A 16372-nucleotide genomic window follows, 5' to 3' on the forward strand; every position below is an offset into this window, starting at 1 on the left:
TTCTCAAAAGGTTACATAATAGTTCTCAAAAGGTTACATAATAGTTCTCAAAAGGTTACATAATAACAAATAAACAAAATGATAATCAAGGAATTACAATCCTCTAAAATAAAGCTTATAAATAAAATATATAAATAAAGCTTATAATGTGCGTGCGAAAGGAAACTTTAACTAAAGGGAAAAGAACATTAAGGTTTACATTTCCTTTATCTATGTATATCGAGCAAAAACAAAGATGAACCTGATAGAATAAGAATTTGAGACATTCTTAATAATAAGATTTGCTCTACCATCTCTTACCTTTTTACCTTTTATCCATATATTAACACTTTAATATTACAACACATTTTCTATATCGTTTCTGGTTGAATTTCTGCACACGGAAGGCATAACTATGACTTTCCCTTTAGTTTTTTCTCAAAAGGTTACATGAATATAATCCTTTTTCCCCTATAATGTTTTGTTATATCTATAATAAAGAAATAATATCATATTTTATTATTCTAATCGTGTATTATAGTAATCATATAATCGTATTATGAAAGCATAAAATATGCTTACTTTATAGATGTATTTTATTATTGTCATATTTTAATAGTGTGATAAAGGAATAAATTCATAAAGGTATATTATAAAAGTGTAATATAGCTATTTATAGAATATCGGATAATAGGTATAAAGTAATAATAGAATAAAGCTATATAATAATATTAGCATAGTTTATTATTATCACATTATAATCATAAACTACTTATCATTTTAGTATATTAGTATAATGTAATACAATTATACTGATAATAAATATTATTATCATGATGTTATATAGAAAAGAAAAATCATTTAAATGGTTTATTAGTATGGTTTATACTTGGTAAAAGTGTTGATTTCAATCGGAAGCAAGTTGTACCTTTATGCACCTATTTTTCAAATTGGAGCATAAAGGTTACTTGCCCACAGAAGTGGGAAAATATACTGTCGCAACTCCAGTATAAGAACAAAGAGGAATAAGAATTTTATAGTTTGAGCAATTTTTTAAAGATTGCTGATTGCTGTTTTTTCACATCATTTGTTAGCTCCTGCAATACTTTTACTTGAGGGAGAAATACATTTTCATAATAATCCTTGTCTAATTCGCCAATATAAATAAGTTCATTTGCACGCTTAGTTATTTGATTTAAGTTACCTCCTTGCTTAGAAAGTTCAGTAGAAAATTTGGATATAAGTATAGATAATTCGGTCAAAGATTTAATCCATCCTTTTGTTTTTGTGTCATCTAATTGAGATACGGCAGCTCTAATCATTGCAGACATATTGCTATAATTAGTGGCTTTCTTCTTAAATAATTCTAACTCACTATCATTTAGATTGAGAGGAACTCTGTTAATTCTTTTATCTTTCTTCATTGTTATTTCTTTGATAATTACATAAGTAAAGATACAAAATTCCATCCAAATTAAATTATTTTCTTTACCTTTGTATCATCACTTCAAGAGGCTTTAATATAATTGCTGATATTGCTGACAGTAGTCTTCACAGTACCCTTTAACATATGTCTTTAAGTGAGTATAAGTATAATCAAAGGGTAATTATGATTGCAACTATTTTAAGGTCAAGTTCAAGTTTTAATGCAGTAGAATATAATGAGGCAAAAGTCTCAAAGGGAGTGGCAGAGCTTATTGAAATTAAGAATTTCGATCTTCTTCAAAATACAGGTAATGTAACAGCTTCTAATTTACAGGAATATCTTATTAATTATTCTTCGCAAAACGACAACATAAAAAAGCCACAATTTCATCTTGCAATATCATGTAAGAAAGATGAATGTGATTATGATGAGTTGGTTAGGATTGCACACCAATATCTCAAAGAAATGGGTTATGGTGAAGAGGGGCAACCTCTTTTAATCTATGCACATTATGATACAAGTAATCACCATATCCACATTGTGACAAGTAGAATTAATCCCCAAGGAAAGAAGATAGATCATGATAATGAAAGATTAAGGTCACAAGCTGTTATAAATAAAATAATGGGGGTTAAGCCCAAGCAAGATGTAAAAAGCATAGTACAACGGTCTTTAGGTTACTCATACGAGAACCTGGGACAGTTTCAGGCAATTCTTGAATCGAATGGATACGAGAGCTATACAGAGGGAGACAATTTGAATATAAAGAAGGGAGGAACTGTAATCGAAAATATATTGATTGCAGAGATAGAAAAACATACACAGAAACGTTCTAAAGAGGAAACGCAAAAGAGACGTATGCAATTAAAAGCTATATTGCTTAAATATAGAGATATTACATCAAATAAGGAAGAACTCAATGCTGTTCTTAAAAAGAAGTTTGGTGTTAGTTTAGTTTTCATGGGGAAGAAGGATACACCTTATGGATATATCATAGTAGATCATAAAGAAAAAGCCACCTATAAGGGTAAAGACGTATTAGGTATAAAGGATTTACTTCGCTTTAAGAAAGAGGCTGTAACAGAAGAAAATAAGGACGAAATAGCAACTTTCATACATAATCTTCTGGAGGAAAACAAGAAGCAAACAATAGCTGAGCTGAATAAGAAATTATGGAGAAAATATAAAGTTAATGTTTATCATGATGGTTTTGTGCGAGATAGACATTACAAGATGGTTTCACAAGTAAATGCTAAGGACTTTGAAACTTTAAGATATAATTTTAAAGTACAATGGATTCAGTCGTTTAATCCTTCAACCGAGGAAGAACGAGCTATTCTATGTAAGTTTGGGCATATTGAAGATGTAAATGACATTCTAATAAAGGAAAATAATGATGTGGATAAGATAAACTCAACAATTAACCATATCAAGAGTATCGTAGATTCAGAGAAAACAGATTCTATATACAAGGAACTTAATAGGACAAAGATAGTTATTATTAGAAAAGAAGATACTTTACACGCAATTGATATAGGAGCTTCTACTATCGTAAATCTAAATGAAACAGATATTGATATAACTAATCTTAAACGGCATAGTTCTGTTGGAGTAAATGCTTCTGTTGGCATTATAACAAATAGAGACAGTGGGCAAACGCAGATAGCGAAAGTTGAGAGCTTGTTAAACTCTAAAGATACTGGACATCATTCTAATAGAGAGTGGGAAGTTGGTGGCTCTGATAATTGGGACGATATAGATGATGAAAGAAAATTGCATCAATAAGTTATCACCATGTGGTGATTTTTTGTTCTCTCTCTGTCGGTTTGAAGTATTTTTCTAAATTTGAATATGACAACTCCTTTTCATTAAGAAAAGAGATAGATACTGTACCATTACTTGATATACCCAGAACTATTTCCATACCATTTGATTGCCATTTTGCTCTTGGAAGGGAAGCGCCTGAATTGCACAAGGAGTACCATTGTGCATTATACTTTTGAGACGTATTATTTTGCTTTTGAGAGAGTTTCTTAATTTCATATTCTTCGATTGGTTTCCCATATTTCTCAGAGAGATATATAAACAAATTGTTTGCTTGATTTATGAGCTTATTGTGAAGGGCTACATTTGATATATCAAACACAGCACGATTTTTAGGTAAATCCATAGTAGAAAGGAAATTAGGCATATAACACATCATACTCTCATCCGATGGGAGAGAGTTGATAGTTATAGACATCAGTTTACCATCAAGGAAGTATGAATCTCCTGTAAAAAACACAGGTGAACTGTTACTGCTGTATTGCTCGAAATCCATTGCACGTACATCATGACAAGATGAAACATCTGTACAATCCATATTGAACTTAATACCATTAATCAATATTAAGTGTCGAACAATTCCAATAGAGTCTTTCATGGAACACTCTTCTTTCATCTTGCTTGCCTGATTATAGTGTTCTTCATAGGTCATATCTAACCTATAATATCCTAAAATCGGATATTGAGAGAGGAGAGTATCTGTTTCCTGAGAATGTACAGATAAGGTAATAAATAATGAGAATACTATTAATAGACAACGCATATTCTTTATATTTTATGGTTTATTTAATAATAACGGCATGATAAACATTTTATTTCCTTCAATCAATTATTTCATTATTTTATGTATGACAAACAAGACTTTAACACAACTTTAACATATTTATTAATTAATGTTTGCAAATTTAGTTTTCTATCAGTTTTTGTGGTATTGGTCAAGCGTGTGCTTGGTGGTGGTCTTCCATAACATAGGGGTGCGTTCATTTAGCATAACATCTTTCCATTAACATACAAATGTAATCAGTATAATCACGCACGTCAGAGAACGTAATAGCATGCTTTTTACAATCACTATCAACATAGGACAATGTATAAACAAATCCTAATTCTGTGTGAGTAATTAAGAGGGAATACTCAACAGTACCAATTTTCATTGTTTCCATATTACAATATTTTAAATTACATTGCAAATATATAACTTATTAGATAATGGTTTATAATAACTTAGTCTGCCTTTACATTACCATTACTTTTGTATCCTGTATAAGTAGAAATTACACATATTAGTATAATCGTGCAATATAGAAAAATTAACCCTAATAAATATAATCTTTTCATATGCGCTTTATGTAAGTTGATATATTATATCATCATATGTCTGATGAACGATAGCAGATAAAACTGCTTCTTTTTCTTCACAAGAGGGCAATCTGAAATAATAGCCACCAAGGATACTTGATATTTGTTGCTCTGGGAGAGAATAACCATTGAAAATAGCAGAAATAGTAAAAATACCATTCATATGTTTGCGTATTATAGTATTTATATACGATATTTCTTTCTTATATCTAATATTTAGAAAACTTTCTTTAAGTCCCAGGCAATACAATGGCTCGGCTTCCGAATAAGAGATGATAGAGATATTACTTTGTCTTTTGAAAAGGTTGATAATCTGTGTTGGACGAATTACAGCACATATATTTCCTCTTACTCCAAAAGTTCTAATATCATATAGAAAGATGTCGCTTAACAAGCTATGTACAACAATTGCATCATCATCGAACGTCAAGTAATAATCCTTACATCTTACACAGACAATATTTTCGTTATGATTTTCAGCCTTCTTCTTTAAAAAAAAATTATGCAATATTGAATTTTTTGACTGCTGAGTTTTCACTGCAATATTATAATGTTGTACCATATATAGAATATATGTATATTGCTCTTGAAATAAAACCTTTAAAGATTCCAATATAGTTTTCTCAGTTTTACTAAAATTCCATTCATATTCATTCGCTAAGGTGACTGTCTCATAGTTATCTATTAATACAGAAATATTATTCCTATCTATGTGGAGTGAAGAAAGGCGAAGTGTCCTTATAAAGCTCATGCCCTCCACAGAAAGATTTTTAGCAACAATAGGGTAGTCTATACTCTTCTCTGTGGAATTAATTCGCAAATAGTCCAACGATTGTTGTAACTCGGCAACTGTTGAAAGTATATCATTATGATAGATAATACTATCATATTTCACTATGTTATATTTCATGGACTCCAATACCTTTATACCATACTGATTAATAATCATAAAGGAATATATAGTATTATCGTCCTCGAAGTCAATTAACTCCCAACCCATCTTTATATACAACATGTCAGCCTCATTATTGATAGCGACACAGCATACACCAATATTAAAAAGCACAAGTGCCTTCTGCTCTTTAATCAGATTAGAATGGCACTTGTATAAACTTTTAATAAGATTTGTAATATCTTTCTTTAACTCCATTATGGCAAAGGTATCTCAAAAGTTTTAATTACATTCTTACCATCTTTATCAAAAAAGACCCATCGTTCAGCACGATATTTTAGTCCGTCTTTATCGACGCATTCATAATCAATTTTGACCTTCCACCCTGACCATTGTCCTTTTGGTACATTCTTGAAAATCATGTTTTGCACTTCTGTTGCAGCATTCATTTGGCGACGCATTAATCCAACAGTATATGCATCGCTATTAGAAATATCACTAATATCTTTTGTCTTAGCCATAAGTTGTTTAGTAACAACAGCCATAACCTTCAGCATACCAGTAATTTCATTGCGAGTGAAATAGGTAACTCCAAAAGCAGAGTCAGGTTGTGAGTGGGCAATTATCTTTAATTGCTTTGGATAATCAAGCGATGCTTCAAGATTCTCTTTGGCTCTGTGTGTCATTTCGGACTTAGAAGACCGACACGAAGCAATCATCAATGCAGCCAGAAAGATAAAAATTATTGGTAACTTTCTCATTGAAATTAGTATTTTATGTGATATAAAAAAATGTTCTTAGAGGGCTTAAAACGAACTATCTGATGCTTTGGAACGATAACAGGTGTATTGTGTGGAGGAGGAGGAGTAACAGTACGTTCCTCTATTGTTCTTACACAAAAACTACCGAAATTATCTAAAGATACTCTTTTACCTTCATCTAATGCTTCACTTGTTGCTCCTAAAAGCGCTTGTAAACTCTTTCGTAAAGTTTCTTGTGATAAACCTGAACGTGTCTTTGCAAGACGAATAAGTTCATTTAATGTAATAGTTCTTTCTTCCATGTCTTATCTTTATTTATTTGAAACTATTTGTATCTCGTTGTGACTTCCCAACTGTAAATTAAGTGCAAGAATGTGACCATACTTATCAAAAGCCGTGAAAGGCTTTTGTAAGTGACCATTGGAGAGAAGTTCTTTTGCATCTTGCAAATTAACTTTGTGTCCATAATAATGCTTCCATATTTTGAAGTTACAACCATGTTTATAGTTTGAACAGTTGAAAGCAGTTGTACCAACAAGAATATCACCTCCACATTCTGGACACTTGCCAACAAATGATGTCAGTTCAACCTCTCCATGTGAGCCTCTCGACAAATAGGCACAAAACCACTTTCCTTGCTTATTATAAAACCCATCAAGTATGTCTCCTCTTCCATTGCAGAAGGCTTCTGCTTCGTCTGGAGATATAAATCTATTACAGATGAAATTTGAAATATGAAAGGTACAAGTCGGATTTATATTAATACTATTCTCACACGCATATCCAAAGCGAGTTAATACAATCTTACCACCACAGTCAGGACACACAGCATTGAGTGTTATCTTTTTTGTTTCTACACTATATCCTTTATCCTTAACAATAATAAGGTGTCCCCTATATGAAAAACCTCTTTGATCAGATAATGTCAGTTCCTCTGTTCTACCATTCTGTATCAGTTGGTGTATTATCGAATCTGTAATTTCGACACCATGCAAATGTAATGGCAGCGAAAAGCGACAAGATTTTCCATTACCTGATGGCTTTAGTTTGTTCGTACACACATAATCCTTGTTAGTCTTAATAATATGTCCTTTACCACACACAGGACACAATCCTAAACCTCTTTCTATTTTTTCCATTTAAAGTACCATTAAATAGGATATGATTATTCTAAATTGAAATTATATTTTCGCAAGTTGTAGTTCCAATCAGAAACGACACCTTCTACAATGTTTCTTCCTGACATTACAGCAGCCCATCCTTCTGGGTCAAGTTTGAAAAACAAATCTCTCCAACGCATAGTTTGGATTTCCCATGCAAGAAGATATAGCGATGTGTTGATATTTTCTAACTTGCTTAATACAGTATTACAGATGTAATAGCGTTCTGCTGAGTTAAGTAGGTTTACCTTATGTTTCTTATCTATTATATTTCCATTCTCATCAAACTCTTTAGTATTGTACGTACCACTGGTAACGAGCTGCTCTAAGAAAGGATATAAACTCATCATTTCTGTTGTCATGTTAGTAAGTTCACTACCAACCACAGTAGAAAGGAAAGTTCCTTGAAAGCCACCAATGCGAATAGCCTTACGAACATTCCCAATATTAGCAGGAATATCTTTCGCTACTAATTCACCGGCTCGTTTGATTTGGTAAAGGTTTTGAAAAGCTCCTTGTACATTTGCCATATATCCAAGTACTTTATCTTCTACCTTATGCATTTTGTCTAATGCTACTGTCACAGCTGCTTCTGCTGCTATAATCTTCTTTTGAGTTTTATCACGTTTAGAATAAATACTTTGAAGAGTTGTCATTTGAAGGGTTATAGCACTTGTTAAAGCTGGATCTACTTGTATTACAGAAGCAGATATAGTTGTTCTATTGAGACATAGAAAAATAGCAATAATAGCTATTGTTTTATTGATTTGTAATTTCATATATTCTTTTGTCTTGTTTACATTTTTCTACTCGATTACGAATTATCTGTACCAAAGGGAGAGTAGTCTTTACTCCATATATGCTCATTAAACTATCAGTTTTGTCTGTTGAGATTATGCTGATAGTCTTAACTTTCCATATCTTTTGCCAGAAAGTTTGTGACTCTCTATAATCCACAACACGGTAAAGTTCAATATAGTCCGTATGTCGTGAGAAAACACCTTGAATACGGCTCAAAGTAGAATTACCAACAATCCATATAACAGCTGTAAGCATAATGTATCTGACTATGAGAACAACTGCCAATATCAAAGAACAAAAAGAAATACCTATTTGAATATATTGGCTATCTATTACCCTTGACAAAGGCATAGCAACAATACTTATGAAGAAAAGACAGCATATCCCTAAGTTTTCTGCAAGGAACTCTCTATAGTTTGGCTTTATTGATATATCCATAATACATTTACATCTTAATTCCTCCAGTCCTTCTTTCACGAAGATTTTCGTCTCTCTCATACTTATTTTTTGAAAGTATTATAGTGGAGGGCTTATTCTGAATAACATCATTCCAGTCTTTGAAGGCTGCAGGAGCCTTTTCTATTCCGTATTCTCGTTTGAAAGGAATAATAGGGCGCAAACTATGTAAGTTGGCAGTTTCTGCATCAAGGATATGAGTTACTCCATTATAGTTTACATCTATCATTTTATCATGCTGATTGATTGAAAGAGGTACTTTCTCAACAACACCAACCATTCGCATTCCATAAATACGACCAGGAATGTCATTGTCAAAGCAATCTACAGCACGGGCATGTGAATAATAGTTCATTATTCCTGCAACCTGTTGATTAGAGAATGTTCCACCAATAGATACAAAGACAGACTTGTCTAATTCGCCCTGTAGTTTTGCTTTGTTTGCTTGATAGAAAGCCATGATATCATAAGCACTTTCTGCAAAAAATACGTGTTTTATATCTTGAGGATTATTGTTTTTGGAGAAATCAACAATCCATGCAGCCGTAGTAGAGTTTGTTCCAGTTGCTTTTCGTTTGAAACTCCCATAACCACGTATCTCATAGCCTTCAATTTTATCACCTCCTGGTTGTTTATAAGGAAAACCTATATTGAAAAAATCCTTCTCAATTCGATTGTCCTTAATCTGCTGAATCCAAGGAGCAAATGTTTCTACAGTTTCTCGCTTTATACTTCGTTGTTTGAAGATGTATTGAGTCTTATCAAGATTCTGCATGATAGGTTCTGTCTGATAAAGTTTAGGGTCAAATTTCTTACTATCATTACTTAATTGTGCATAAGGACGAGGGACTCTTTCTTCAATAGGCTCGTTTGCAAACTTTGCCATTACCTTACTGATTAAATCCCAGTTGTTACGTCCCGATATGCCAAAAGAACCAGCATTCTCTTGAATGAAATTAATTACATCGCCACGTTGCCCATTACGACGAAAGAATGTTTGTTGTGCCTTGTCATTTAAATGACTAACAATAATCGTATCTTTCTTTCCGCCAGTACCATCAGGAAGAACAAACTCTACATATCTTCCGAGTCCAGCCTTCCTATCCACTTGATAACCTAAGCTGTAAGCTACGTCATCAACTCCAACCTTTGACTTCAAAGATTTGAAGTCTACTTGATATTCCTTCATAAGCTTATCTTATCTTTAATCCTTGTGAAACATGCTGTGATACTCTTGGCATGGATAATTCTTCTCCATAATGCTTTTTTACAATATCAGAAAGCATCTTATCTTTTTGAGAATTATCATCGATTTTGAGGTAGGTAACAGCTGTTTTGTTATCTATAGGCTTAGGCTCTAATTCTTGACCATCTACAGATGCACGAACGACATAATTACCTGCTGGTTGCTTATATATCCCTGCTGTAATTGAAGACTTTTCGGAATTGCTACGATCTATATGCTGTGAGTTGATATCAGCATAGACGAGTGAAGCTATAAGATTAACATTTTCACCTTTATGCAGTATACTTGGATAACCATTGTTGCGTAAAGTTTCTTTTTCCGTTGAAACATTACTTAACCATGTTTGCAAGGTAGCAGGAATATCCTTTTGGTTCAATTCGCTCATTTTATCATTATTCTTGAAAAGAAAACGATACCCATTTTCGTCCTCTAATATGCGAGCATCAGTAATGTGGGAAGTTAATTTAGAGGCAGCCTCATGTAGACGCTCAGTATATGCTTTTACGTCTTTATCTGTGTATGCTCTATCTGTTTCCATAATATCCCACTTGGGAATTATGGATTCAGTGGGAACCTGCTCTAACTGCTTTTCTTCTTGCTTATTATTCAATATAGGTTTTTCGCCTAAGGCAAGTTTTTGCTCATCAATTTTTTCAAGAATAAGATTTGAAGCCTTATTCACGTCTGCCATCACAGACATGATAAATCGAGGCTCTTCACGAAGTGTATGAAGCCAACCGTCAATATAAGCTGCACTATTATCAGTAATTCGTTTATCAAAGCCCATAGTATTACCAACCATTGCCGCTGACAGCTCTGCAACAAGCTCTTCTTTTGCATATTTAGGATCTCCATAGCGTCCTTCCATATTTCTATTCAGACGCTCAGCTGTTCCTGTAGAGTGTGTCATTTCATGCAAAGCAGTAGAGTAATACTCCATACCATCCTTGTAAATATCACTTTCTGTTTTTCCTATCTTGAATTGCTCTTTTTGTGGAATTACAATAAAATCATGAGTGGGGTTAAAGAAAGCTCCAGCTGATGGTTTATCGCAGTGAATTTTACATAACCATTCCTGATGCTCAAACATTCTATCAAGTGCAGCATTCTTATACATTCCTTGTGTGTCTGCAACTTTAGGGGACTGGAACTGTGCGACAAGTTTATCGTATTTTTCTTTATTGACCTCTTTCATGTTAGTTTGGTCAATATTGTAGACACGGAAGGAGCGAAGGAAGGGACGAGCTTCGCAGTGCTCTCGTTCTTCTTTCGACATACTTCTATAATCAGTCAAAGAGACTTTCTTCCCTTCTGCATCTTTGATATTCCAGTCCCAATACACTACAGGCATAGCTTTCGCACCTTTATTAAGGCGCAAACCTTCTTTTTCTTTCTGTAGAAAAGTAAGATATATAGGAGCTGCATAGTTATTCATTGCGGTGTGCATGAATAGGAATAAAGAATTTGTACCCGAATAAGTTCTACCATTCATATTCTGTGGCATTCCTTGGTATCCATTTCCTCCAATCCACCCTTTCTTCCATTCACTTGCCTTAACCTCTTCAAGACGAGAGATAATCATTGCTGCAAATGCTTCTACAGCCTTATCACTGGAGCTTTGCGAATTGCTTTTATTGTATTGGTATGCCATAGTCCTTACATAAGAAATTCTTGATTATCAAAGAAAGAGGCATCTGTTTGTTCAAGGAATAACTCTGCATTATCCTCATCAGCTTCTGCACCTCTGTCATTAAGCCAAAGCTTGTAGCTCTCTCCATACTCACTTTGCAGGAGAAACTCTACCCATCCTATTCGTCCTTCCTGCTTAAGCTGTTCTAACTCTTCAAAAGATTTTATTTCCATATTGTTTATTGTAATTTTGAAGTTTGCCACACCTCACTTTATAGTGAGGTTGTGGCAATTTGATTTTAAGTTTCTTTGCGATTGCTTACGTTTATATTTTTAAGCCTTGTGATCGTTCTAAGGGCTTACTTCGAGACAAGTCCTTAATATCCTCGGTCAAATACTTTGCAGCCAGTTGTTCTCTTGTAGCTGTTTTAGACTTAAAAAGAGAGTAGAGGTCATTACTTGAAACTTTACGTTCAGGAGTCTGACCTTTATCTCCTAAATAGGCAGAAATAAGCCAGTCTTGATCAGGTACTTTTCGAATACGAACTTCCTGTACTGATATATTCTCTGGTAATTTGTATTTCTCATATGCTGACTTTAAATGTAGTTGTTCACCAATTACCTTTTCTGCTATTTGTCCTTTACTTTGAGTTTTATCAAAGTAGGCATCTAATAGGTCATGACTTAAAGGAGTAGCATGGAAACGCTTATTACCCATTTCGGCATACAAGAGATATTCTCCGAAATGCGATTTATTTTTATCACGTTGTTTATATACTCTAACCTTTGTTAGTTCGTTCCCATCGGAAAGTCTGAGACTATCAAAGTCTTCTTTACTCAACTGCTTTGCCATCTTAGTTGGATAATATTTTTCAAACATATCCTTTACAGATAGTTCTTGCTTCATAAAGGCTTCTACATCCTGTGACTTAACTGCTTTTGGATGTAAACCAACACCATCAAGGCGAGCATAGAAGAAGTATTTGCCTTCCTGTTTCGGTGATTCATAAAGATTTGCAGATGTAACTTTCTGACCATTCTCTGTAATAAGCTGTGGAGCAGTAGCTTTCTTTACTTCGTTAACAAGATAGTCATAAAATTCAGGACGTATATTTTCGGGATGATAGTATCTACGCTTTTGAGCATCATCACCTGGAACTGAACCTGCAAAAGAAATGTTGTCATTCCAAGCATATACACGACTTAGAGATATACCCTTATCTTCTCCAGTACCTGCAACAACACCCTTTTGAGTTCCAAAATCAGGAAGAACCACCATTCTTGTGGTGCCCATGGCAGCTTTAATATCATCTATAAATTTTTGTTGCTGAGCCGATGTCGCACTTATTGTATCTGATACTTTTTGAGAACTTTGTTGTCTATCGAGCTTTATATCTTCCTCATGTCTTTTACTTGGATTTTCTTGCTTTCTCTGTACCATTTCTAAATGATCGACAATTGCAACACGTTCACCAGCTTTAATCAACATTGGAAGATATTTATCGAGGGCATTGTTAGGGAAGCCTATTACTTGTGTTCCATTTTTCTGCATTGTTAAGTCAATGCCAAGGTATTTCGAGGCTTTCACAGCATCTTCTTTGTATGATTCATAAAAATCACCAACTCGGAAAAGAAGTAAAGCGTCTGGGTGTTGCTCTTTCAGTGAATTATACTGCTTTATGATAGGTGACACCGAGGCGTTATCAGATAGCTTTTGTGCATGATGTTCATTTGACTGATAGAGTAGTTTTACATCATTGGTTGCGTTTTCGGGCAATCCATGACGTTCTATGTTTTTCTTTACTTCCTGTTCTTGAACTTTTCGGAAAACCTCATAAGAACCTCCTTCTGTGTTGTTGTACACAACTGCATATTTTTTATTTTCACGCAAAAGCTCGTCTCCTTTTTTCTGTAATGGAGACTTAAAGATGTTATCTAATGTTATGGCATTGCCTTGGTCATAACTTGTAACTGTAGTAAGCAGTTTGTTTAAATGACCTCTTTTGTGCATTGCACTGATGTCCTTCGCATCCTCTCCAGCTTGTAGATGTACAACCGAGAAATAAAAGACTTCTGATTTCTTTGCAGTCTTTTTATCAGAAAGACTCTCTGAATCTCTCCGAACGGCTTTTTCCTGCTCCACCAACGGTTTTACTTTTTCTTCCATAAGAATGATTGTTTATTATGTGTAGTTGAAAGAATCCTCCATTCGCAGCGCACAAGTATATCTATCATATCCTGCCAGTTCAGCCACGATGTGGACATATTCTTCCCATTCTGTTTCTTTGAAATTTTGAAAAGCCCAGTATTAGAATCATAGCTTTCAATAGAAAGCAAATAGTTGCCGTTTTGAATATTTACATTAGCATACAAATTACCAACAAGTGCTTGTAAACCACTATCAGGTCTTAACTTATAATTACGGCACTGTGCTGGAGAAAGTAAATGATCAAAAACGACTTGCCCAAATATAGTTCCTGAGTCTTGATGACGTACGAAACCAAATTCGGGCTGTGTATCTCTACCATATGGACGTGCCATAAGGGTATAGATATATTCTTGCTTATCAGAAAAACCTTTAAACTTCTGATAAGACTTTAATTTATATAATGATTGTTCCCCTGCGACAGGAGATAAGTCTTCTCTGGGCATAAAACAAAATCTTATGCTCCTTGAACAACAGTCTTTAAAACTGGGGAAATATATTAAAGACTACCGAGAAGACTACTGTCAGCTAATTCGGTAATTGTATTAAAGTGTCCCTATCAAGGGTGAATTAATTATTATCTTAATCCTTAATAAAATATAGGACTATACTTGTGTTAGTAACAGGATATTTAGTGCTAAATCTTAATACCTGCTGGCTTTTTTTGTCCTTCTTTGATTTCCAACTTATTTTCTTTATGTTGGAGTTTATCAACAACCTTTTGATATTCCCATCGGTTTTGATCGGTGAGAACATAACCCATAAAGCCCTCATTCGCCATATCGTATTTAATCTTTTGTTGGCGTTCCCATTCCGTCATGTCTCCTTTTACAATTTTGAAACCTTGTGGTTCTTTCAAATCAACACCAACGGAGACTTTCTCATGACCAATCTCCAGTTCGATAGGCTTCCCCTCTTTAATGGCATTTTTCTGATTCTGACCAAGCTGAATATCATTAATCTTCTCCATTTGTGCAATCTGCTCAGGAAGGCGTAAATTACTCACATTCCGTTTAATAAGGGATTTTGTCTCATTATCCATTTGAATGAATTGCATTCGACGAACTCCATTCTCCTTTATCTCCTTGCGAATGGTATCACCCTGTTGCAGTCTCTCTCTCTCATTTTCAGAAAGAGAAATATCACTCATTAAACTCTTTCTGACAGGGTAAGTCATCAAATCTATCTTTCCCTCTCGATCTCTTATAAGTTGCAGTTTAAGTGGAACTTCATAAGTTATTCCACTTTCTGAACGAACATGAGCTTGAACGAGGGGAGTAACTTTACCACTCATCAAACTCTCTAATAAATCTTTTGGCATAGATAAAGTCTTTTCTCTATCAATACCAAGATTGGCTAATTTGCCGTATGGAATGTCTTTTTCCAAAAAACGATTTACCATTGCCATATCCATATATTTGTATTAATTTTGATTCAAAATTAAAAAAAAACATTGTAAGATGAAAGTAAAATCGTTGATAATTGGTACGACCTCTTTAGTGCTATTTCCATTAACAATGAAAGCACAATTCTACACTATCATGAGGGAAAAAGAAATTAAAATTACTAATAACACTGCTACGAAAAAGAAAGCTGTACGTGGTAGTCATGAAGAGTATTTCTATGCTTATCAAGACTCTATGAAATCAGTAAAAGCATCTACGAAAGAAGATGATTATCTAATCGACTTCTTTTCGACTACAGAAGGGCATGAAATCTCTATAGAAAAAGATGTTCCAGTATTTGTCAATGTTAAAGATAGTCTATTATTTGGTTTGATAAAGCAACGTATGGACGTCTGTCTTCCTTTAGATTTTATTAGTGTTACGTCTAAATATGGCTATAGAAAAGACCCTTTTAAAAAGTGTTCTGCCTTCCACGATGGAATTGACCTTGAATGTAATATGAAACATGTTTATTCGATGCTTCCTGGTAGGGTCTTAAAGGTCGTGTATAGTAAAAAAGGATATGGTAATCATGTTATCCTTGATTATGGGCATATACAATGTCTTTATGGTCATCTTTCCACAATAACGGTAAGGCAAGGTGATGAAGTATATGCAGGGACTATTGTAGGAATATCAGGAAGTACAGGACACTCTACGGGTCCTCATTTACACATTAAAATTTCTTCTAATGGTAAAAGTCTTAATCCAGCTCCTTTCATAGCATATCTGAATAAATATATTACAAGTTTACGTGATAAAATTGCATATGTTAGATTTGGAACAAGACCACCTAAAGAGCTTAATATCAATAATTTATATCAGATGTTAGATAAATATGGTATTCTATATCCAAAGATTGTAGTAGCACAAGCGATACTTGAAACAGGGTACTTTACTTCTAATATATGTCTTAATTATAATAACTTGTTTGGTTTACGTCACCCATCAGATGGCTCTTATTATAGATTTAATAACTGGGAAGAATCTGTAAAGGCATACAGGGATTATGTTCAGTATAAGTATAAGGGTGGAGATTATTTCGGTTTTCTTAATAGAATAGGCTATGCTTCTGACCCAAATTATTTGTCTAAAGTAAGAAGTATCAGTAGCTCATTATAATATGTTTTAGTTGTTGCCATAAATGAGTGATGGGGAGTAGTTTTTGTGCTACTTCCCATCTTTTTT

16 protein-coding genes are annotated in these 16372 nt (G+C 33.9%); 2 read left to right on the top strand and 14 right to left on the bottom strand.

The window, feature by feature from the left end:
- Positions 1–1013: 1013 nt before the first annotated feature.
- Positions 1014–1403: a plasmid mobilization relaxosome protein MobC gene (locus D464_RS0109380; protein WP_018911175.1), complete on the bottom strand. Its 390-nt coding sequence runs from the start codon at positions 1401–1403 to the stop codon at positions 1014–1016.
- A gap of 185 nt (positions 1404–1588) precedes the next feature.
- On the opposite strand from D464_RS0109380, the gene D464_RS0109385 reads away from it, so the two are divergent.
- Positions 1589–3190: a relaxase/mobilization nuclease domain-containing protein gene (locus D464_RS0109385; protein WP_024985815.1), complete on the top strand. Its 1602-nt coding sequence runs from the start codon at positions 1589–1591 to the stop codon at positions 3188–3190.
- Between the two features lie 4 nt (positions 3191–3194).
- Here D464_RS0109385 and D464_RS0109390 read toward each other — a convergent pair whose 3' ends face one another.
- The 13 genes from D464_RS0109390 to D464_RS0109450 form a co-directional block, all read right to left on the bottom strand.
- Entirely contained in the window at positions 3195–3992 is a 798-nt protein-coding gene (locus D464_RS0109390; protein ID WP_232212636.1) for a hypothetical protein, read from the bottom strand.
- 582 nt (positions 3993–4574) lie between these two features.
- Positions 4575–5738, bottom strand: a complete 1164-nt coding sequence (locus tag D464_RS0109395; protein ID WP_018911178.1) for a hypothetical protein — start codon at positions 5736–5738, stop codon at positions 4575–4577.
- On the bottom strand, positions 5738–6241 hold the full coding sequence (locus D464_RS0109400) for a hypothetical protein (RefSeq protein WP_024985816.1): 504 nt from the start codon (positions 6239–6241) through the stop codon (positions 5738–5740). The genes D464_RS0109395 and D464_RS0109400 overlap by 1 nt, the downstream gene beginning before the upstream one ends.
- A 5-nt stretch (positions 6242–6246) precedes the next feature.
- Positions 6247–6543, bottom strand: coding sequence for an HU family DNA-binding protein (locus D464_RS0109405; RefSeq protein WP_024985817.1), 297 nt, complete (start codon positions 6541–6543; stop codon positions 6247–6249).
- Between the two features lie 9 nt (positions 6544–6552).
- Entirely contained in the window at positions 6553–7380 is an 828-nt protein-coding gene (locus tag D464_RS0109410; protein ID WP_018911180.1) for a topoisomerase, read from the bottom strand.
- Positions 7381–7406: 26 nt separating this feature from the next.
- Positions 7407–8180 carry a hypothetical protein gene (locus D464_RS0109415; protein WP_024985818.1) on the bottom strand — a complete coding sequence of 258 codons (774 nt, stop codon included), beginning with the start codon at positions 8178–8180 and terminating at the stop codon, positions 7407–7409.
- Complete coding sequence (locus D464_RS0109420) at positions 8161–8640, bottom strand: PH domain-containing protein (RefSeq protein WP_024985819.1); 480 nt, start codon at positions 8638–8640, stop codon at positions 8161–8163. The genes D464_RS0109415 and D464_RS0109420 overlap by 20 nt, the downstream gene beginning before the upstream one ends.
- Positions 8641–8647: 7 nt before the next feature.
- Positions 8648–9847, bottom strand: a complete 1200-nt coding sequence (locus D464_RS0109425) for a DUF3991 domain-containing protein (protein ID WP_018911183.1) — start codon at positions 9845–9847, stop codon at positions 8648–8650.
- Between the two features lie 4 nt (positions 9848–9851).
- Complete coding sequence (locus tag D464_RS0109430; protein WP_018911184.1) at positions 9852–11555, bottom strand: ArdC family protein; 1704 nt, start codon at positions 11553–11555, stop codon at positions 9852–9854.
- Positions 11556–11560: 5 nt separating this feature from the next.
- Positions 11561–11767 (bottom strand): hypothetical protein, encoded by a 207-nt coding sequence (locus D464_RS0109435; RefSeq protein ID WP_009434277.1) that lies wholly within the window; start codon positions 11765–11767, stop codon positions 11561–11563.
- A gap of 91 nt (positions 11768–11858) precedes the next feature.
- Positions 11859–13700 carry a MutS N-terminal domain-containing protein gene (locus tag D464_RS0109440; RefSeq protein ID WP_018911186.1) on the bottom strand — a complete coding sequence of 614 codons (1842 nt, stop codon included), beginning with the start codon at positions 13698–13700 and terminating at the stop codon, positions 11859–11861.
- Entirely contained in the window at positions 13685–14185 is a 501-nt protein-coding gene (locus D464_RS0109445) for a hypothetical protein (RefSeq protein ID WP_018911187.1), read from the bottom strand. Before D464_RS0109445 ends, D464_RS0109440 begins: the two co-directional genes overlap by 16 nt.
- Positions 14186–14376: 191 nt before the next feature.
- Positions 14377–15147 (bottom strand): DUF4099 domain-containing protein, encoded by a 771-nt coding sequence (locus tag D464_RS0109450; protein WP_024985820.1) that lies wholly within the window; start codon positions 15145–15147, stop codon positions 14377–14379.
- A 52-nt stretch (positions 15148–15199) separates the two neighbouring features.
- Between D464_RS0109450 and D464_RS0109455 the strand changes: the two genes are divergently transcribed.
- Complete coding sequence (locus tag D464_RS0109455; protein ID WP_018911189.1) at positions 15200–16306, top strand: peptidoglycan DD-metalloendopeptidase family protein; 1107 nt, start codon at positions 15200–15202, stop codon at positions 16304–16306.
- Positions 16307–16372: the final 66 nt, after the last annotated feature.

This window comes from Prevotella veroralis DSM 19559 = JCM 6290, from assembly GCF_000377625.1.
GTDB lineage: Bacteria > Bacteroidota > Bacteroidia > Bacteroidales > Bacteroidaceae > Prevotella > Prevotella veroralis.

Excerpts from the sequence above, each read along its gene's own strand:
- D464_RS0109380 (WP_018911175.1), bottom strand. The coding sequence starts at position 1,403 with ATGAAGAAAGATAAAAGAATTAACAGAGTTCCTCTCAATCTAAATGAT.
- D464_RS0109385 (WP_024985815.1), top strand. The coding sequence starts at position 1,589 with ATGATTGCAACTATTTTAAGGTCAAGTTCAAGTTTTAATGCAGTAGAA.
- D464_RS0109390 (WP_232212636.1), bottom strand. The coding sequence starts at position 3,992 with ATGCGTTGTCTATTAATAGTATTCTCATTATTTATTACCTTATCTGTA.
- D464_RS0109395 (WP_018911178.1), bottom strand. The coding sequence starts at position 5,738 with ATGGAGTTAAAGAAAGATATTACAAATCTTATTAAAAGTTTATACAAG.
- D464_RS0109400 (WP_024985816.1), bottom strand. The coding sequence starts at position 6,241 with ATGAGAAAGTTACCAATAATTTTTATCTTTCTGGCTGCATTGATGATT.
- D464_RS0109405 (WP_024985817.1), bottom strand. The coding sequence starts at position 6,543 with ATGGAAGAAAGAACTATTACATTAAATGAACTTATTCGTCTTGCAAAG.
- D464_RS0109410 (WP_018911180.1), bottom strand. The coding sequence starts at position 7,380 with ATGGAAAAAATAGAAAGAGGTTTAGGATTGTGTCCTGTGTGTGGTAAA.
- D464_RS0109415 (WP_024985818.1), bottom strand. The coding sequence starts at position 8,180 with ATGAAATTACAAATCAATAAAACAATAGCTATTATTGCTATTTTTCTA.
- D464_RS0109420 (WP_024985819.1), bottom strand. The coding sequence starts at position 8,640 with ATGGATATATCAATAAAGCCAAACTATAGAGAGTTCCTTGCAGAAAAC.
- D464_RS0109425 (WP_018911183.1), bottom strand. The coding sequence starts at position 9,847 with ATGAAGGAATATCAAGTAGACTTCAAATCTTTGAAGTCAAAGGTTGGA.
- D464_RS0109430 (WP_018911184.1), bottom strand. The coding sequence starts at position 11,555 with ATGGCATACCAATACAATAAAAGCAATTCGCAAAGCTCCAGTGATAAG.
- D464_RS0109435 (WP_009434277.1), bottom strand. The coding sequence starts at position 11,767 with ATGGAAATAAAATCTTTTGAAGAGTTAGAACAGCTTAAGCAGGAAGGA.
- D464_RS0109440 (WP_018911186.1), bottom strand. The coding sequence starts at position 13,700 with ATGGAAGAAAAAGTAAAACCGTTGGTGGAGCAGGAAAAAGCCGTTCGG.
- D464_RS0109445 (WP_018911187.1), bottom strand. The coding sequence starts at position 14,185 with ATGCCCAGAGAAGACTTATCTCCTGTCGCAGGGGAACAATCATTATAT.
- D464_RS0109450 (WP_024985820.1), bottom strand. The coding sequence starts at position 15,147 with ATGGCAATGGTAAATCGTTTTTTGGAAAAAGACATTCCATACGGCAAA.
- D464_RS0109455 (WP_018911189.1), top strand. The coding sequence starts at position 15,200 with ATGAAAGTAAAATCGTTGATAATTGGTACGACCTCTTTAGTGCTATTT.